At 44.5% G+C, this 18077-nt stretch carries 22 protein-coding genes; all 22 read right to left on the bottom strand.

The window, feature by feature from the left end; translation table 11 throughout:
- Window positions 1-18 precede the first annotated feature (18 nt).
- Window positions 19-744, bottom strand: coding sequence for a WecB/TagA/CpsF family glycosyltransferase (locus ACPUYX_RS09570; RefSeq protein ID WP_426379437.1), 726 nt, complete (start codon window positions 742-744; stop codon window positions 19-21).
- Between the two features lie 174 nt (window positions 745-918).
- Window positions 919-1899: a rod shape-determining protein MreB gene (gene mreB / locus ACPUYX_RS09565; RefSeq protein WP_088227254.1), complete on the bottom strand. Its 981-nt coding sequence runs from the start codon at window positions 1897-1899 to the stop codon at window positions 919-921.
- Between the two features lie 190 nt (window positions 1900-2089).
- Complete coding sequence (gene spoIIID, locus ACPUYX_RS09560) at window positions 2090-2338, bottom strand: sporulation transcriptional regulator SpoIIID (RefSeq protein ID WP_009619498.1); 249 nt, start codon at window positions 2336-2338, stop codon at window positions 2090-2092.
- Between the two features lie 134 nt (window positions 2339-2472).
- Window positions 2473-3114, bottom strand: coding sequence for a murein hydrolase activator EnvC family protein (locus ACPUYX_RS09555; RefSeq protein ID WP_426379436.1), 642 nt, complete (start codon window positions 3112-3114; stop codon window positions 2473-2475).
- Window positions 3115-3241: 127 nt separating this feature from the next.
- Window positions 3242-4171 (bottom strand): stage II sporulation protein D, encoded by a 930-nt coding sequence (gene spoIID, locus ACPUYX_RS09550; RefSeq protein ID WP_426379435.1) that lies wholly within the window; start codon window positions 4169-4171, stop codon window positions 3242-3244.
- Between the two features lie 157 nt (window positions 4172-4328).
- Complete coding sequence (gene murA / locus ACPUYX_RS09545) at window positions 4329-5579, bottom strand: UDP-N-acetylglucosamine 1-carboxyvinyltransferase (RefSeq protein WP_426379434.1); 1251 nt, start codon at window positions 5577-5579, stop codon at window positions 4329-4331.
- Window positions 5580-5689: 110 nt separating this feature from the next.
- Entirely contained in the window at window positions 5690-6346 is a 657-nt protein-coding gene (locus tag ACPUYX_RS09540; RefSeq protein WP_426379433.1) for a hypothetical protein, read from the bottom strand.
- A 240-nt stretch (window positions 6347-6586) separates the two neighbouring features.
- Window positions 6587-6994, bottom strand: a complete 408-nt coding sequence (locus ACPUYX_RS09535) for a F0F1 ATP synthase subunit epsilon (protein WP_426379432.1) — start codon at window positions 6992-6994, stop codon at window positions 6587-6589.
- 3 nt (window positions 6995-6997) lie between these two features.
- A complete protein-coding gene (gene atpD / locus ACPUYX_RS09530; RefSeq protein ID WP_426379431.1) occupies window positions 6998-8395 on the bottom strand; it encodes a F0F1 ATP synthase subunit beta in 1398 nt (465 codons plus the stop codon).
- 36 nt (window positions 8396-8431) lie between these two features.
- Window positions 8432-9274 (bottom strand): ATP synthase F1 subunit gamma, encoded by an 843-nt coding sequence (gene atpG, locus ACPUYX_RS09525; RefSeq protein ID WP_426379430.1) that lies wholly within the window; start codon window positions 9272-9274, stop codon window positions 8432-8434.
- A gap of 24 nt (window positions 9275-9298) precedes the next feature.
- The gene (gene atpA, locus ACPUYX_RS09520) at window positions 9299-10807 is read right to left on the bottom strand and encodes a F0F1 ATP synthase subunit alpha (protein WP_426379429.1); all 1509 of its coding nucleotides are present in this window, start codon (window positions 10805-10807) and stop codon (window positions 9299-9301) included.
- A gap of 4 nt (window positions 10808-10811) precedes the next feature.
- On the bottom strand, window positions 10812-11378 hold the full coding sequence (locus tag ACPUYX_RS09515; RefSeq protein ID WP_426379428.1) for a F0F1 ATP synthase subunit delta: 567 nt from the start codon (window positions 11376-11378) through the stop codon (window positions 10812-10814).
- Window positions 11375-11872: a F0F1 ATP synthase subunit B gene (gene atpF / locus ACPUYX_RS09510; RefSeq protein ID WP_426379427.1), complete on the bottom strand. Its 498-nt coding sequence runs from the start codon at window positions 11870-11872 to the stop codon at window positions 11375-11377. The genes ACPUYX_RS09515 and atpF overlap by 4 nt, the downstream gene beginning before the upstream one ends.
- Window positions 11873-11984: 112 nt before the next feature.
- Complete coding sequence (atpE, locus tag ACPUYX_RS09505) at window positions 11985-12218, bottom strand: F0F1 ATP synthase subunit C (RefSeq protein ID WP_047808904.1); 234 nt, start codon at window positions 12216-12218, stop codon at window positions 11985-11987.
- A 108-nt stretch (window positions 12219-12326) separates the two neighbouring features.
- Window positions 12327-13085 (bottom strand): F0F1 ATP synthase subunit A, encoded by a 759-nt coding sequence (gene atpB / locus ACPUYX_RS09500; RefSeq protein WP_088227175.1) that lies wholly within the window; start codon window positions 13083-13085, stop codon window positions 12327-12329.
- Complete coding sequence (locus ACPUYX_RS09495) at window positions 13078-13446, bottom strand: hypothetical protein (protein ID WP_426379426.1); 369 nt, start codon at window positions 13444-13446, stop codon at window positions 13078-13080. Before ACPUYX_RS09495 ends, atpB begins: the two co-directional genes overlap by 8 nt.
- The gene (locus ACPUYX_RS09490; protein ID WP_426379425.1) at window positions 13436-13660 is read right to left on the bottom strand and encodes an AtpZ/AtpI family protein; all 225 of its coding nucleotides are present in this window, start codon (window positions 13658-13660) and stop codon (window positions 13436-13438) included. Before ACPUYX_RS09490 ends, ACPUYX_RS09495 begins: the two co-directional genes overlap by 11 nt.
- 225 nt (window positions 13661-13885) lie before the next feature.
- The gene (gene wecB / locus ACPUYX_RS09485) at window positions 13886-15007 is read right to left on the bottom strand and encodes a non-hydrolyzing UDP-N-acetylglucosamine 2-epimerase (protein ID WP_426379424.1); all 1122 of its coding nucleotides are present in this window, start codon (window positions 15005-15007) and stop codon (window positions 13886-13888) included.
- Between the two features lie 58 nt (window positions 15008-15065).
- A complete protein-coding gene (locus ACPUYX_RS09480; protein ID WP_426379611.1) occupies window positions 15066-15536 on the bottom strand; it encodes a deoxycytidylate deaminase in 471 nt (156 codons plus the stop codon).
- On the bottom strand, window positions 15536-16165 hold the full coding sequence (upp, locus tag ACPUYX_RS09475) for a uracil phosphoribosyltransferase (protein WP_088188717.1): 630 nt from the start codon (window positions 16163-16165) through the stop codon (window positions 15536-15538). Before upp ends, ACPUYX_RS09480 begins: the two co-directional genes overlap by 1 nt.
- Window positions 16166-16181: 16 nt before the next feature.
- Window positions 16182-17438, bottom strand: a complete 1257-nt coding sequence (glyA, locus tag ACPUYX_RS09470) for a serine hydroxymethyltransferase (RefSeq protein ID WP_426379423.1) — start codon at window positions 17436-17438, stop codon at window positions 16182-16184.
- 65 nt (window positions 17439-17503) lie between these two features.
- Window positions 17504-18064 (bottom strand): TIGR01440 family protein, encoded by a 561-nt coding sequence (locus ACPUYX_RS09465; RefSeq protein WP_426379422.1) that lies wholly within the window; start codon window positions 18062-18064, stop codon window positions 17504-17506.
- Window positions 18065-18077: the final 13 nt, after the last annotated feature.

Genomic DNA, 18077 nt, shown 5'->3' with positions numbered 1-18077 from the left:
CGTAACCGAGAACCTGTCTCAAAAGGTCTTAAGTTTAAAGCGCTGCCACAATACCTCGAAAAGAAATCTGGGCAAAACGGTTTGACGCTTCCACCGCCAAGGTTCTTTCAGCAAGCGGTAGAGCCACTCAACATGAAGATCCTGAATTTTCTTAGGTGCACGTTGGACAGTCCCGGCAAGCGCGTCAAAACTACCCCCTACACCAATACCCGCATATGCTAAACCCGGATGCTCCTTTAACCAAAATTCCTGACGCGGAGCCCCTAAACCGACCAGCAGAACATCCGGTTGGAAATCAGTAATTTTTTTCAAGATGTCTGCCTCCTCCTCTGAGCTAAAATAGCCATGACTAAAACTGAAGGTTATGGCGGGATAGTCAGAAGAAACCTTTTTCACCGCCAGCTCTGCAACTCCGGGTCTTCCACCTAAAAAATAAATACGCCATTTCTTAGTATTAGCAATCGGGAAAAGTGATTGCACTAAATCAATCCCTGTCACTCGCTCCTTAATTTGAACTCCTAACTGACGTACCGCCCAGACGACTCCAATTCCATCTGCGGTAATTATGTCGGCCGAATTTAATACGTCCCTTAGATCAGGATTATACTGTGAAGCATATATCATTTCAGGGTTTGCCGTTACAATTCGAATCGCTGTCCGACCTTGAACTGCTAATTTGATTTTCTCCACGGTTTCAGCCATGGAATATGTATCTATAGTAACCCCCAAGACGGTTACTCGCATAAGAATCTTTCCTTTCGCTCAGGGAATCACGTCCAGGTTAACAAAGTTTCTTTAAAGGTGAATCCTGATCATGAAAAAATCCAAGGGAGGCTTTAAATCGAACGGAAGGCTCCATCCGTAAGGGCACTCACCTTGGACAATATCGTAGGGTATAAAGAGTTATGATCTGAAGTCCTAAAATCCATTGAGTACTTTGCCCGTGCCTAAGGCTACACAGGAAATAGGATCTTCTGCCAAACTAACCGGCAATCCTGTTTCGCGGGAAATACGCGTATCAAATCCATAGATTAAAGAGCCTCCGCCAGTCATAATTATTCCTTTATCCAGAATATCCGAAGAAAGCTCCGGCGGAGTTCTCTCTAAAACTTCCTTTACACCTGCGACAATGGCTTCAATGGATTCCTCCAAGGCAACGTAACACTCTTGTGAATTAACCTTTACTGTCTTAGGCAACCCTGTAATAAGATCCCGTCCGCGTACTTCAATATCTGCAGATGGTCTGCCCTCAGGTATTGCAGCTCCAACGGCAATTTTTATTTCCTCAGCCGTTCTCTCACCGATCATTAAATTATGTTCTCTGCGAATATATCGGCTGATAGCCTCATCAAATTTATCGCCGCCAACGCGAAGACTGCGTTTTGCTACAATACCATTGAGAGAAAGAACGGCTATATCTGTTGTTCCTCCGCCAATATCAACAACCATGCTGCCTGTTGGTCCGGAAATGTCCAGGCCTGCACCTAAGGCTGCTGCGTAGGGTTCTTCAACGACTTTAACGTCCTTAGCACCAGCCTGATAGGCTGCTTGTTTCACAGCCCTCTGCTCTACTTCAGTTACCCCAGAGGGAATGCAGACAACCACCCTAGTCCTAAAAAAGGGCAAGCGTTTTGCTCCCGCCTTTTCCAGAAAATATTTCAACATTAATTCAGTTGTCTGATAATCTGCAATTACGCCATCACGCATTGGCCGCACGGCAACAATATTTCCCGGCGTCCGTCCTATCATTAAGCGCGCTTCTTCTCCTACTGCTATACGTTTGCTGGAATTACGGTCAATAGCAATTACTGAAGGTTCGTGTAATACGATCCCTTTTCCTTTGGCATAAACTAAAACGCTTGCCGTACCTAAATCTATCCCTAAGTCTATTCCAAACATTTCCGGAAATACCCCTTTCGTTATCAATAGCTTGTCCAAATTCAATTCCAAATATAGCATCAAATAGCATAATCTCCCTTACGGGAGATTTGCTTTCTTCTAAGGTATCAATTCGTGATATAATTTCTAAATCCTTTACGATTCTTAACTTTTTTACACATTCTCTTTAATTTCTAGTCCATAATTTTGGCTAATTTTCTTGATATTTCTTTCTTGTAGCCTCTCCTCCCCGAATATGACGCTCTGCCTTATTCGTTTCTAGGATGTGCTTGACTTCCATAGATAGTTTTTCATTAACCAAAGGCAGTCTTTCTGTCACATCTTTATGTACAGTACTCTTTGATACACCAAAAACATCTGCAGTTTGCCTAACTGTTGCACTCGATTCCAAAATATACGTCCCGATATCGAGTACCCTTTTGCGAATATACTCTTGCACGCAGAGTCCTCCTTTCGTCCACATGTGTAGTACATTTATATGCATTCTCATTGAAAAAAGACATCCATAAATGGATGTCCTCACATGGTAAATACTGTGTTCTCATTAAACATATTCCTTTAAATCTCCAAACGTTAGGTAGTTGAACCACCTGTATCAATGTTTGGGATGGTATTGCCATGCCAAACCTCATAATGCAGCTGAGGCTGACCATTAATTCCTTCCGCACCCGGGTTGAAACCAACTTGACCCAGCAGCCCTTGTTTCTCTACATTCTGCCCGGTCTTAACCCAAAGATTTTCCAAGCAGCCATAGGTTACTATCCATCCTTGACCGCAATCTAAGACTACTTTCTCTCCCAGAAGCGGATCATGGCCGGCAAAAACGACTTTTCCCTGATGAGTTGCACGAATAACTGCCCCTTCAGGTTCCGAAAAATCTTCGCCCGGATGAAACATGTAACTTTCTATGGCCTCTATGTAACAGTTTCCAACTCCTCGGAGAATGTTTCCTTGAACCGGACTTGGAAAATCCTTGGATGTTAAAGTTGCCTTACTCAGTACCTTTTCTTTCTGAGCTTGGGACTCTGAGGCTGGATCTGTTTGCAAATGATGCTGTGTTGATAATATCTCTTGCTTGGCTGTTGCTTGTGTCGCGTGTTCTATTTGTAACGGCTCCCGTTGCTGGAAGTGTTTTATCGAATTATTAAAATAGCCAAAGCATAGAATAGCAACCCCTACTAAGAGTGAACAACTCCATACTAAAATCCAGCTCAAGGATACTCTCCAGTGGATCATCGCACTCACCTCAAGTAGTATCGTTGCCGATTCTTCTTTCTTTTAGTCCTCCATCAGACAGCAGGTTTTACGAGTCCTGGGGCAGGATCTTATCTACGGGCTCTCCCTAGTTAACTGATATCTGCATAATTTTAGCACCCGGATAAAAATGAGTTAATATTTCCTGCGCTTTTATATTGCGGAGAGCCATATCATTTGCTCCCCACTGGGACATACCAACTGCATGTCCTTTGCCATAGGCCGTAATTACTAAATGCTCTCCCTGGACAACCCCTTCTATGTCCGTAGAAGGCAATCCAAGCAATACTCTGAGCTGAGTGGTTTCAAAGACTTTACCCAGTACCTTTACCGTCTTCGCCCTTCCTGCAGTGGTCTTACTTAAGATTTGAAAGTTTAATTGCTGGGACACGTAGGAAATCCCCAGTTTCTTGGTTAAATCCTCTCGGCTGAAGCTTATCCTCTGAACATACCGTTCAGGGTTTGTCTCTTCAGAACTTACATTTTTCAAATATGAACGAGAAGAAGCCCAAACATCCTCAGATCGTTCTGTTGGCTTTCTTCCGCTGCTGCTATGGTAAAATGCATCAATATAATCGCCATTGGCAACTAGGACCATCCCTTGCGTCGCTTTTACAGCCTTTTCTAATTTTCCTCGATATCGCCAATAATTTACTAGGCCCCATTTATTCCTGATTTGAGCATTGGACAGCCATGCCTGTGTCTTAACTGTTGTGTCGACATCATAGCCTTTATCAGTTAATTTTCGCGTACTGTACTGTTTAACAGCATAGGTTCTAGCAGCTATTGTTTGGGCCTTTAACGCTTCGAGTTGAAATTCTGCTGGCATTTCCGCCGCCACAACTCCCACAAGGTAGTCCTCAAGGGGCATCGAAGACACCCTCCCATTGGTCATAAGTACCCTAATTACTATGTCTTTAGTATTAACGTTCTCTCTTTGCCAGCGCAGCACACTCCAGGGAATTACTAATCCTATACATATCGAAATGACAATAAGCCACATCCACTCTTTCTTCATTGTGTCCCCCCCAAAGTCCAAGCCTTCTCTTCAATCTATGCAGACTGACTTTCGAATATGGCAAGAGATATAAAAAGAACCCTAAAACCAAAATGGGGTGATAACAAACAGCAAGTTTGTTATCACCCCATCTTTGAATTAAAAACCACGCAATGAATTACTCCGAACGAATAATATTGCCTCCAATACGAGAAAGTTTTTCTTCTACTTTCTCATACCCTCGATCGATATGCTGAATTCCCCGTATTTCAGACGTTCCTTCAGCCGTTAAAGCAGCTAGTATTAAGGCAGCACCGGCTCTTAAATCCGTCGCTGTCACAGGCGCTCCATTGAGACGCTGAATCCCCTGAACAACGGCACTTCGCCCTTCGATCTTAATTTCTGCTCTCATGCGTTTAAGTTCATCGACATGCATAAAACGATTTTCAAAGACAGTTTCTGTTATTAACCCCGTACCTTTAGCTCTGGTCAGGAAAGCCATAAAGGGTGCCTGTAAATCCGTCGGAAACCCGGGGTGCACTTGAGTTTTAATATCAACGGAAGTATAGTTACCGTCGCCAACGACCCGGATTCCATCACCTTCTTCGCTGATACCAATTCCTGACTCTTCCATTTTCGCGATTAGGGGTTTAAGATGATCCGCGATGACATTCTGTACTAAAACATTTCCGCCTGTCGCGGCAGCCATCAGCATATAACTTCCTGCTTCTATGCGGTCAGGTATCACCGTATGCGTAGTACCATGAAGTTCCCGAACCCCTTCAATATGAATTATACTCGTTCCGGCACCACGAACTTTTCCGCCCATTTCATTGATAAATGTAGCTAAATCAACAATTTCTGGTTCTTGAGCTGCATTCTCAATCAGCGTTGTTCCCTGAGCCAGTACCGCCGCCATCATAATATTTTCTGTTGCGCCTACACTGGGATAATCCAAATAAATCCTGGCGCCTCTAAGCTCCTTCGCAGTAACATCGAGGAACCCGTGATCCATCTTAACCTCTGCGCCTAAGGCTTCCAAACCTTTCAGATGCCAGTTTATAGGACGGGAACCTATGGCGCACCCACCGGGATGGGAAATTCGCACACGGCCTTGACGAGCTAAAACCGGGCCCATGGTAACAATCGACGCTCTCATCTGAGAGACGAGTTCATATGGCGCCTCAATACAATCTATCGAACTTGCTTGTATTTCCAGTGTTGAACCCTTCCGAACAACCTTTGCGCCCAAAGCGGAAATCACCTGATTCATGATATTTACATCGAGTAAATCTGGAGCATCCTCGAGTCGTATAGGTTCAGCACAAAGCAAACTTGCAGCTATGATAGGCAGTACAGCATTTTTTGCTCCGCTTACAGTAATTGTCCCTTCAAGCTGTTTACCGCCGGTAATAATAAGCTTACTCAAATTATGAAGACACCCCCTATTCTAGGTTTATAATTAGCACAGCTAACTAATATTCTCTCTACCTAGTATTTTCTCCTGCTTGATTTCGACGAATTTCCTCTCTAATTGATCTAAAATTCCTCCAGTAACACAGGAATAGCTAAAACTGTTTCACCTTTTCCTGCTGTTCCCCGACTAAGCACTTGTAGATTTAGGGAATCTTTGCCCACCCTCACCCTCGGGTTAAGGTGCTGTTCATAGGCTGCAATGGATATTAAATTATTCGATAGGGTCCACTGAACCGGCTGAGCTTGTATGTAGTTTAAATAGGCAGATATATCAAGACCTTCCGGAATACGCTCATCGAAGTATATCCTTCCGCCTTCTTTAGCAATTTTCGGCACCATTATAGTATACCACGTATACACTTGAAGTTCTTGTATTTTATTTACGATTCCTTCCCCTGAAATTGTCAACGCTTGATTACCATTTCCTGCTTGAGAGTACTTCGAAGTCCAGGTCCAATTCTTCAAAGGAGGCTTTGCTAAGTGATCAATGGAAAGCTTAGGATTATCAAACCAAATGATCACTTTAACCGTCGCGAGGTTACCTGCCGCAAATTTAGAATTTAATAGTAACGGTATCGTCTCATTAGGTTTACATTCCGTAGTTCTTTGACTATTTGCCATTAAAGTGTTCGCTTTCATACTTATAAGCAAATGACAAATAATTATTATGCCGATGAACCGGCTATGATTTTCAAACTTTTTTAGAACTCTGTCTTTCAAAATTCAAACCTCTCTCACCTTTGACTTACATTTAGTTTTGCCAAATCAAACAAAAGCTAACGATATTATTGGCATTCTTTCAAATAAATTTTTCGGATTTTTACGTAAGCTAGTCCTTAAAGTTGACTGGTTTGGATATTGCAGCCAAAAGAAAAAGGACCCTAAAGGGTCCTCTTTCTTTTAAAACCATATATTCTTCCAGATGGATCGTGAAATCTGTTAAGAGATCACATCCTGATTTTACTTTTTGTTTTCTGAGGCGCTAATACGAGCCAAAGCTTTACGCAGGGCAAACTCTGCCCGTTTTACATCAATTTCACTGGTTTGTGATGACAGACGCTTAGTTGCACGTTCTTTAGCCGCAATAGCACGCTGAAGATCTATAGCTTCACTTAGCTCTGCCGTATCTGCCAAAATGGTTGCAGAATTGTCAGCAACTTCTACAAAACCTCCTGCTACTGCTACACGTTTAACTGTGCCATTGCTAGTAATACGAGCAACACCGACATCAAGTCCTGCAATCAGCGGCGCATGGTTAGGCAAAATACCGAGCTCACCGGCTCCACCGGGCAGAACAACGAACTCAACGTCTTCCTTCAGAATATTCCCTTCAGGAGAGACAATGTTTAGAGTGAATGTGCTTGCCATGGCTTACGCCCCCATTTTCTTGGCTTTTTCAACGACTTCTTCAATGGGGCCCACCATTAGGAAGGCGGCCTCAGAGATGTCATCGTATTTACCTTCCGCAATTTCTTTAAAGCCACGAATTGTGTCTTTCAAGGGCACATACTTTCCAGGCGAACCCGTAAAGTTTTCTGCGACGAAGAATGGCTGTGACAAGAAGCGCTGAATCTTACGAGCTCGAGCAACGATAAGTTTCTCTTCTTCAGATAACTCATCCATACCCAGAATTGCAATAATATCTTGCAGCTCTTTATATTTTTGCAGAATCTGCTGAACTTGTCGGGCAACCGCGTAATGCTCTTCACCAAGTACTTGCGGCGAAAGAATCCGTGATGTTGAATCCAGCGGGTCCACAGCAGGGTAAATCCCGATTTCAGCAATAGCACGGGACAAAACGGTTTTAGCATCCAAGTGAGCAAATGCTGTTGCCGGAGCCGGGTCTGTTAAGTCATCGGCCGGCACATAGATAGCTTGTACCGATGTAATAGAACCTGTACGAGTAGACGTAATCCGCTCTTGCAATTGACCCATCTCAGTTGCTAAGGTTGGCTGGTAACCAACGGCGGAAGGCATCCGGCCAAGCAGAGCCGAAACCTCAGATCCAGCTTGGGTAAAGCGGAAAATGTTGTCGATGAAGAGCAACACGTCTTGACCTTGTTCATCACGGAAGTACTCCGCCATGGTCAGTCCGGTTAACCCTACACGCAGACGCGCTCCAGGTGGTTCGTTCATTTGTCCGAACACCATGGCGGTCTTATCGATAACGCCGGATTCTTTCATTTCGTGATAAAGGTCATTTCCTTCACGAGTCCGCTCACCAACACCGGCAAATACTGAGATACCACCGTGTTGCTTAGCAATGTTATTAATGAGTTCCATAATTAATACTGTCTTACCAACACCGGCACCACCAAAGAGTCCGATCTTTCCACCCTTTGAGTAGGGGGCCAGTAAGTCAATAACTTTAATTCCGGTTTCCAAAATACGGGTTGATGGTTCTTGGTCTTCAAACGCCGGAGCCGGACGGTGGATCGGATAAGTATGCTCATTACTGATCTCTCCGACATTATCAATTTGTTCTCCTAAGACATTAACCATCCGTCCAAGAGTCGCGGGTCCGACAGGAATCGTAATCGGCGCACCGGTGTTTATAGCCTCAATGCCTCTTTGCAAACCATCGGTTGAGGACATAGCTACGCAGCGTACGGTGTCGTTCCCAAGATGTTGAGCTGCTTCTAAGGTTAGATCAATGTTCTTCTCGGGAACCTTGATCTTGATAGCAGTATATATTTCCGGCAGTTCATCGGGTGCAAATGCAACGTCAACTACCGGTCCCATGACTTGCAATACCTTGCCGTTCTTCACAGGCGCATAACCTCCTTATTAGGTATTTCCGGCAGCTTATTCTAATGCTGCTGCTCCACCGACAATTTCAGATATTTCCTTGGTAATTGCCGCCTGTCGAGCTCTATTCATAGCAAGTGACAGCCGATCAATCATGTCCGTAGCATTATCTGTTGCCGAACTCATAGCCGTCATCCGGGCACCTTGCTCACTAGCTTTTCCTTCAAGGATTGAGCGGAAGATCTGTGTTTCAACATACTTCGGCAATAAGCTTGCAAGGATTTCGTCAGGAGACGGTTCAAAAATATATTGTTTTCCGTGTTTACCTTCAGGTTTTTCGATGGGAAGCAATTTGACTTGAGCAGGTTTTTGCGTAATAGCACTAACAAACTCAGTATACAATAGATATACTTCATCAGCTTCACCTTGCTCGTAAAGGCGAACTACTTCCTGAGCTATTTCTTTTGCTTGATTAAAACTTGGATCATCGCCAAGCGCTACAAACTCAGCCAAAAACTCAATTTTACCGCGGCGGAAGAAATCCCGACCTTTGCGGCCTACCGTCACCAACTTAACATCTTGCGGCGTTTCGGCAATCAAACCGGACGTCTTCCGAATCAGGTTAGCATTATACCCTCCGCAGAGACCACGGTCTGATGTAATTAACACATAAACCACCTTTTGCACAGGCCGCTTGACTAAGAGCGGATGAACAGTATCCCCTGCCTGTGATAGGCGTTCCAAGACTCCTTGCAATTGGTTGGCATACGGGCGGGCAGCGATAAGTTTTTGTTGGGCTTTTCTGAGTTTGGCCGCGGAAACCATTTTCATCGCCTTCGTGATCTGCTGCATATTACGTACACTGCGGATCCGGCGACGAATATCGCGTACTCCTGCCACCTCATTCACCTACTCCTTTTTAATCTAGGCCACAAACCCCTGTTTAAATTCGTTAATCGCCTTTTCCAGTTCGGCGATCATATCATTGGAGAGCGCCTTTTCGGTGCGAATTTTAGTCAACAGGTCAGCCTTAACGGAGCGCATGAAACGCAGGTACTCTTGCTCGAATTTCCCAATCTTTTCAACGTCAATATCATCGGTAAAACCTTTAACCGCCGCGTAAATTACAACAACTTCTTCTTCAACAGGCAGGGTTGCATACTGGGCCTGTTTAAGAATTTCCATTGTCACTTTACCACGATTAAGGCGCATTTGGGTGACTTTATCCAAATCAGAACCAAACTGGGCAAATGCTGCTAATTCACGATAGCTGGCAAGGTCCAAACGGAGCTGACCTGCTACTTGTTTCATGGCTTTGATTTGCGCACTGCCGCCTACCCGAGAAACGGAGAGACCAACGTTGATAGCCGGACGGAAACCGGAGTAGAAGAGGTCTGATTCCAAAAAGATTTGACCGTCTGTAATAGAAATAACATTTGTAGGAATATAGGCCGAAACGTCACCAGCCTGAGTCTCAATAATAGGGAGTGCTGTCATTGAACCGGCGCCGAGTTCGTCTGAAAGTTTGGCAGCCCGCTCCAATAGACGGGAGTGAAGGTAGAAAACATCCCCAGGATATGCTTCACGGCCTGGTGGGCGCTTCAGAAGCAGTGAAAGTTCACGATAAGCAACCGCTTGTTTCGAAAGATCATCATAAATGATCAAGACATGCTTGCCGTTATACATGAATTCTTCACCCATGGCAGCACCAGAATAAGGCGCAATATAAACCATAGGTGCTGATTCAGAAGCTGTAGCAGCAACGACAATCGTGTATTTCATAGCGTCGTTTTCTTCTAATTTTTGTACGACGCTGGCAACTGTTGAAGCTTTTTGTCCGACAGCTACATAGATACAAATCATATCTTGGCCTTTTTGGTTAATAATCGTATCGATTGCCACAGCAGTTTTACCTGTTTCACGGTCACCGATAATTAACTCCCGCTGACCACGGCCAATGGGTACCATAGCATCAATTGATTTAAGACCAGTTTGCACAGGTTCATGCACTGATTTCCGGGAAATAACACCAGATGCCCGGTTTTCAATGGGACGGAATTTATCCGTTACAATTTCGCCTTTGCCATCAATAGGCTGACCAAGAGCATTAACAACGCGGCCAATCAAAGCCTCGCCGACAGGGACTTCCACGATCCGGCCTGTTCTCTTGACCTGATCGCCCTCTTTGATCCCCGTGAAAGGTCCAAGAATAACGCAACCAATATTATCTTCTTCAAGGTTCATGGCCATGCCATATACTTTACCGGGAAACTCTAAGAGTTCACCGGCCATGGCCTTTTCTAAACCATAAACACGGGCAATTCCGTCACCAACCTGGATAACTGTCCCGACGTCTACGGTATCGACAGCCGATTCATAGCGTTCAATTTGCTGTCTGATAATAGAACTAATTTCTTCTGGACGCAAGTTCATCCTTTTATTTCACCCCTACTTCCTGAGGTTTATCTGTGCTTTTACGTAAATCCTCACGCATTTTTGCCAAAGCGTGGGCAATGGTTCCATCCATCACGCGATCTCCGATTTGAATAAGAACTCCCCCAATGAGTTCTTCTCGTACTTCGCTGATTAGACGGACATCTTTCCCCGTCATACGGCCTATAGCCTTTTTGAGATCGTCGAGTTGAGAAGCGCTTAAGGCAATGGCGCTAGCCACTTTTGCTTCCACAACTTTTCGTGCCTCATCCGCCAACCGGGTAAACTCACGTTGAATGAACGGCAAGAGATTTTCTCTTTTGCGGTCAATCAACAGGTAAAGAAAATGACGGACAGTTTCACTGAAGTCATCTCTAAGTATTTTTGCCATCACCGACTTCTTTTCGCTTAGCGAAATATGTGGGTGGAGCAAAACTTTTTTGACCTCATCATTTTCCTCAACTAATTGAGTAAGTTCACGCAAGTCGGCATCAATTAACTCAAGGGATGTCTCCGAGGCAATTTCAAACAAGGCCTGAGAGTATCTGCGAGCAAGTGATCCATTTATCATTGCATTTCCCCTACTTCTTGAATGAATTGTTCAATGAGATTCCCTTGGCCTTTCAGATCAAGCTTTTGGCGAATAATCTTTTCGGCCACTAGAACTGACAGATCTGCAACTTGTGCCTTAACTTCTGAAATTGCGCGATCCCGTTCTCTTTCAATATCTACAAGGGCAGATTTCTTGATTTTTTCAGCTTCTTCGTGGGATTCAGCCAAGATTTCAGCGGCACGTTGTTCACTCACCTTTGTGGCCTTGGCGATCACCTCTTGAGCTTCCTGACGAGCTTTACGCATTTCTTCTTGGTATTCACGTTTTATTTGTTCAGCCTGTATTCGTTCATTTTCTGCCTGGGAAAGCATTGATTCAATATGAGTCCGCCGTTCTTCCATTACTTTCATTAACGGGCCCCATGCTTTCGCCTTCAGCAGCCAAACGAGCAGCAGGAATGATATAATTGTAGCCACTAATGTCCAGTCAAATTGAATAGGATTCCCACCCAATGGTCTACCCCCCTCTCGAGTCTGATTGTCGTCGGGATGATTTTTTTCAAGGGGGAACTTACGTCCCCCCTTGATTAAGATAGGCGCAATCCGTTTAGCCCATCATACGAACCTACTTCACTGTAAACATCAACAACAGTCCAACGACCCAGCTAAGGAGTGGCAGAGCCTCAACCAAGCCTACACCGATAAACATGGTTGATTGTAATGTTGCTTTAGCCTCTGGTTGACGGGCGATACCCTCAATCGTTTTGCTAATAACATTACCATTACCGAGTGATGCTCCAAAGGCCGCTAATCCAGCAGCGATTCCTGCACCGAGTGCAGCTGCAGCATGCGCTTCCATTAAATTTCCTCCCTTCATAATTTCCAATGATTAGTAAAAATTATTCCCTCAGTGAACTTCAAAACTTCACTGAAAACTGACCCAAGAATGGTGACAAAAACGGTTAAATTAGTGCTCGGAGGGCGTAACCGCCTGCGATATATACGCGGTAGTCAGCACCGTGAATACGTATGCTTGGATGGCACCGATAAAGATACTAAAGGCCAGCCAAACAACTTGCGGCAATACTCCCGGAAGAACACTAATTCCTGGTAGCATCCAAATAACCTTGACGAGAATCTCACCGGCAAAGATATTTCCAAATAGACGAAAGGCGAGCGTCAATGGCTTAGCCAATAAGTCAATAAGGTGAATAATCGCAAATACCGGATTAGGTTCTACAAAGTGATGGAAATAATGCGCCCCTTTAGTTTTAATTCCCAGGCTTACTACCAAGATAATTGTTAATAATGCTAAAGCCATGGTAACATTAATATCTGAAGTGGGTGCAGCTGAAAAATACTCTTGACGCGCAAAAATTTCATTCAAATGGGCAAAGTCTATGTGAAAATTCTCGAAAAGGCCAAATGTTAGGTTTGGGATCACACTGACCATATTAGAAAAGAAAACAAACATTATCAACGTCAATAAATAACCTAAGAGTGGGCGTCCTTGTTCGTAGTTCATATTATCAGATACCAGGGTTTTAACAAAGTCGACAATCCATTCCATGACGTTCTGCATTTTACCCGGCTTGCCGCTTGTTAAATTACGAACCCCTATTAAGCAAAATATTAAAATAGCAGCCATTACCAGCCAAGTATTAATTAATGTTCTTGCGTGAAAGGTCATGTTTCCCAAGTGCCATAATACGGTTTCGTCAGCCATTCTTTTCCTCCCCCCTTTCTAAATGATTTCTTTGTATTGCAACGGTGATAAAAGAAATTATCAACCCCACAGCAATCCCTATCGCTAAACTAGGAAGCCAGCTTCTTTGAAAACGTCCCACTGCGGCGACAATTAAGGTAACTACTCCTAACCGGGAAAAAAAGTTTCGTCGCATGTGTCTTATTGCGTTATGTATATCCAGCTCTGAACTGATTAGCGTATCACGGTGGACCCAACTAGTATAACCAAAACCGGTCCAATACCCTACTAAACTTCCCAAAAAACCTTGATAATCTGTAACTGCAAATCCCAGCAATAAACATGCTGTTACGCCCCAGAAGGCAACGCGGCTACTTCTCATCGGCTATCCACTCTTTTAAAGTAATTACGAGATAGCTCGCTCCTAATGCCAGCCCAGCCAGCATCAGGCCAATGGTGAATACAGGCTGCGTTCCCCAACGAGCATCCAAATATCGTCCCAAAAAAAATCCCCCACCGACGAGTCCTGCCAATATGGACGCAATACTTGAACCTATCGCTAGTGCCTTTTGCCATCCCTTAAGACTACTCGCCATATTCCTCGTCCTTTGCTATGTGCTAGTAAAAACTTTCGCGAAACGAATGTAAAAATCCTTCCTTTTCATCCTCGATAGAAAGAGTATTCAAAAGATTATTTTTAATAATATCTTCTGTATTTTTATTTTACGTTTTCCCTTTATCCGTTATTTCTAAATCCTATTGTAACATACTATACCATAACTTTGTGCTTTTTTATACATAGTATATTTCTATTGCCGAATTCAATTTTTAATGATAATTTGCGCTATTCGTTCGGCGGCATGGCCATCTCCATATGGATTACTCGCCATTGCCATCTTTTGGTAGGCATCGTCATCATGCAGCAAGCGTCTAAGCTCCGCTAACACACAGTCATACTCCGTCCCAACAAGGGAAACTGTCCTAGCCTCCACTGCCTCAGGCCTTTCTGTCGTATCTCTGACTACTAACACAGGCTTACCGAGAGAAGGGGCTTCCTCTTGAATCCCTCCAGAATCTGTCAATATTAAATACGCCCGTGCCATCAGATTTACAAATGGTTCGTAATCCATTGGTTCAATAAGAAAGACGCGAGGGTGTTTTCCTAGGACTTCTTCGACAACATTGCGAACCTTTGGATTCTTATGAACCGGAAATACCACATAAGTATCCGGGAATAGTTCCAACATCTTGCTTAGGGCCTGGTATATTTGCCGCATCGGTTCCCCAAGATTTTCCCGGCGATGAGTGGTGACCAAAATCATACGAGATGCATTACCTTGTTTAAGAATAGCTTGGATTTCGGGTTCCAGAAAAGAATAATCAGCTTTCACCGTCGCCAGTAAGGCATCAATCACAGTATTGCCTGTAACAAATACATTTTCCGGGGCAACCCCTTCGCGCAGGAGATTTTCTCTTGCTCTTTCCGTGGGGGCAAAATGCAAATCTGTCAGGACTCCAGCCAGTCTGCGATTCATTTCTTCAGGATAGGGAGAATATTTATTCCCCGTACGCAATCCCGCTTCAACATGCCCGATAGGTATTTGGGCATAGAAGGCTGCCAGAGCAGCTACAAAGGTGGTCGTTGTATCTCCGTGAACCAGTACAAGATCAGGTGATTCCTGTTGGAATACTTCCCGGAGTCCATTAAGAGCGCGTGTTGTTATATCTGTCAGAGTTTGACCTTGTTTCATAAGATTAAGATCAAAATCAGGAGTTAACTTGAACAATTCCAGAACCTGATCTAACATTTCGCGATGCTGGGCCGTCACGGTGATCTGACAGTGAATTGATTCTTGCTGCCTAAGGGCTTGGATGACAGGGGCCATCTTAATTGCCTCTGGGCGAGTACCGAACACCACCATCACTTTTTTTTGTCTGATCACAGGCTTACTCCCTTCGATTGAGTCACCTCTCAATTGATATGGAGAGGTGACCAAACTATCACAATTTTGGGATGTCTTCCTCAACGTGAATCAACTGAAGTCCTGCTTCTTCAGCCATGTCCAGGGACAGTTGATCCGGATAGGGATAATGATAGAAAATACGTATAATCCCGACATTAATAAGCAACTTCATGCAGAGTACACAGGGTTGATGGGTCACATAAAGGTCCGCCCCTGATATCGCCACTCCATGCTTGGCTGCCTGTACTAAAGCATTTTGTTCTGCATGCACAGCACGGCAGATCTCGTGGCGCTCCCCTGAAGGAACGCCTAAGCTCTGCCGTAGGCACCCAATTTGTTCACAATGTTGGAGTCCCGAAGGACTCCCATTATAGCCTGTCGTTAAGATTTGTTTATCCTTAACAATTACAGCTCCAACTTGACGTCGCAGACAGGTAGAACGACCTGCTACAACATGTGCCAACTGCATGAAATAACTATCCCAACTTGGGCGTTTTTCCCGCTTCATCATTTTGTCCCAAACAAGCGGTCCCCGGCATCACCGAGCCCCGGGATTATATAGCCATGATCGTTTAGGCGCTCATCAACAGCGGCAACAAAAATATCAACATCAGCATGTGCGCTTTGTACAGCTTTTATTCCTTCCGGTGCTGCAATGAGACACATTAATTTTATGTTTTTAGCTCCACGATCTTTTAAAAATGTAATGGCAGCAGAGGCTGAGCCTCCTGTTGCCAGCATGGGATCAATAACTATCAGATCCCGCTCGGCAATATCGCTGGGAAGTTTGCAATAATACTCTACCGGAGAGAGAGTCTCCGGATCACGATACAAGCCCACATGTCCAACTTTTGCCGCAGGAATCAGCCGCAGCATGCCGTCAACCATACCTAACCCCGCTCGAAGAATAGGAACTAACCCAACTTTTCGACCAGCAATTACTTTGGTTCTAGCCAAACCTACCGGGGTTTGAACTTCGACTTCTTGAAGGGGAAAATCCCGGGTTACCTCATAAGCCATCAACATTGCGACTTCCTCTACAAGCTCCCGAAATTCTTTGGAACCTGTTTTTTCATCGCGAATCAAGGATAGCTTATGTTGAATGAGAGGGTGGTCAAGAACTTGAAGTTTTGCCATATTCTGGTCTCAACTCCTAATTTAAATTAGCGTATAGGGGATATTCAGCACATAGTGCGCTGACAATTCCCCGCGCCTTCGCTAGTTTATCAGGTTCATGGTGAGAGGTCAAGGCAAGGTCAATTGCTTCGGCAATTTGCGCCATAGCCTGAGGATTCATCCCACGAGTAGTAACAGCAGGCGTTCCAATACGAATGCCGCTGGTAACAAAAGGGCTTTCCGTTTCAAAAGGAATAGTGTTTTTATTGACAGTAATACCGACTTCGTGGAGAATATGTTCGGCTTCTTTTCCTGTCAGCCCTTTCGGCTTTACATCCACAAGCATAAGATGATTGTCCGTTCCTCCGGAAACGAGCCGGAACCCTTTTTCTAGGAGGCTCTGAGCCAGTGCTTGGGCATTTTCCACAATTCGTTTTTGATACTCTTTAAATTCCGGCTGCAGCGCTTCGCCAAAGGCAACCGCTTTGGCAGCGATGACATGCATCAGAGGTCCTCCCTGAATCCCTGGGAAGATGGCTTTGTCAATTGCCTGGGCATATTCTTGCTTACAGAGTATTAATCCTCCCCGCGGTCCCCTTAACGTCTTATGTGTTGTTGAAGTTACAAAGTGAGCATAGGGGACTGGAGATGGATGAAGACCCGCCGCCACTAAACCGGCGAAATGTGCCATATCAACCATAAATAAAGAATTTGCTTCATCAGCTATTTCCCGCATTTTAGCAAAATCAATTATCCGTGGATAAGCACTGGCTCCGGCGACGATTAATTTTGGCTTATGCTCAAGTGCCAATTTGCGCACCATTTCATAATCAATGCGTTCTGTTTCCTTATCGACTCCATAAGAGACAAAGTTAAAATAAGTTCCGGAGATATTCACTTGACTGCCGTGGGTTAAATGCCCTCCATGAGATAAATTCATTCCCAACACAGTGTCTCCGGGTTTTAACATGGCGAAATATACTGCCATATTAGCTTGAGATCCTGAATGTGGCTGAACATTGGCATGTTCGGCTCCAAAGATTTTTTTAATCCGTTCCCGAGCCAAATTTTCTGCCACATCGACGTATTCGCATCCCCCATAGTAGCGTTTACCCGGATAACCCTCGGCATATTTGTTGGTTAAGACTGAGCCTTGAGCCGCTAAGACAGCTCTGCTTACAAAGTTCTCAGAAGCAATAAGTTCAATGGTCTGCCTTTGTCGATTTTCCTCTTGTTCCATCGCTTCAGCGACTTCCGGATCCTGTGGTTTAACCCATTGATTGATATAATCCATGTTATTCGCTCCTATTCTGTAGTTTGAGTCTGAATTTCTTTTCTTCTTCTCAACTCACTCTAAAATTATTCGTATCTGGCCCTTGGCCCCCCGATAAGGCGCGGGCGAGTACGGGCCAGGGTAAGATGAGCTTCACCTAATTCTTTAACGTGAATGCGGACAGGAATAACGACCGGGCGCAGGTGCATGCCGATGAACGTATCTCCAACATCTATCCCGGCATGGCCTTGAATAGTTTCAACCATGACCGGCGACGTGAACGAATCCCAGGCTTTAACAGTCATAGCTCCTCCGGCATGGAGCGCAGGAAGTACTGTAACGATCTCTAAGCCATAATGTTCTGCGCAATCCTCTTCGACAACTAAAGCACGGTTAATATGTTCACATCCCTGAACAGCCAAATAAATTCCTTTTTGTCGAACTCTTTTCAACAAGGACGGCAATAATATCTCAGCAACATCTAAACTGCTTCCTTGCCCTATTCGATGTCCAACGACCTCACTGGTGCTGCATCCAAGGACAAAAATCTGCTGAGAACGCAGCGTCACCTGCTGGAAGAAGCCGTCAAGAATTCCTTCCCACTCTTGCTTTAATTCTTGAAGTTTTTGCGAAGCATCGTTTTCCACGTACGAGGCCCCT

The sequence above is a fragment of the Desulfosporosinus sp. SYSU MS00001 genome, from assembly GCF_049943955.1.
Classification (GTDB): Bacteria; Bacillota; Desulfitobacteriia; order Desulfitobacteriales; family Desulfitobacteriaceae; genus Desulfosporosinus.
Note: the sequence above shows the minus strand (reverse complement) of the source record. Positions and strands in the feature narration are given on the sequence as shown.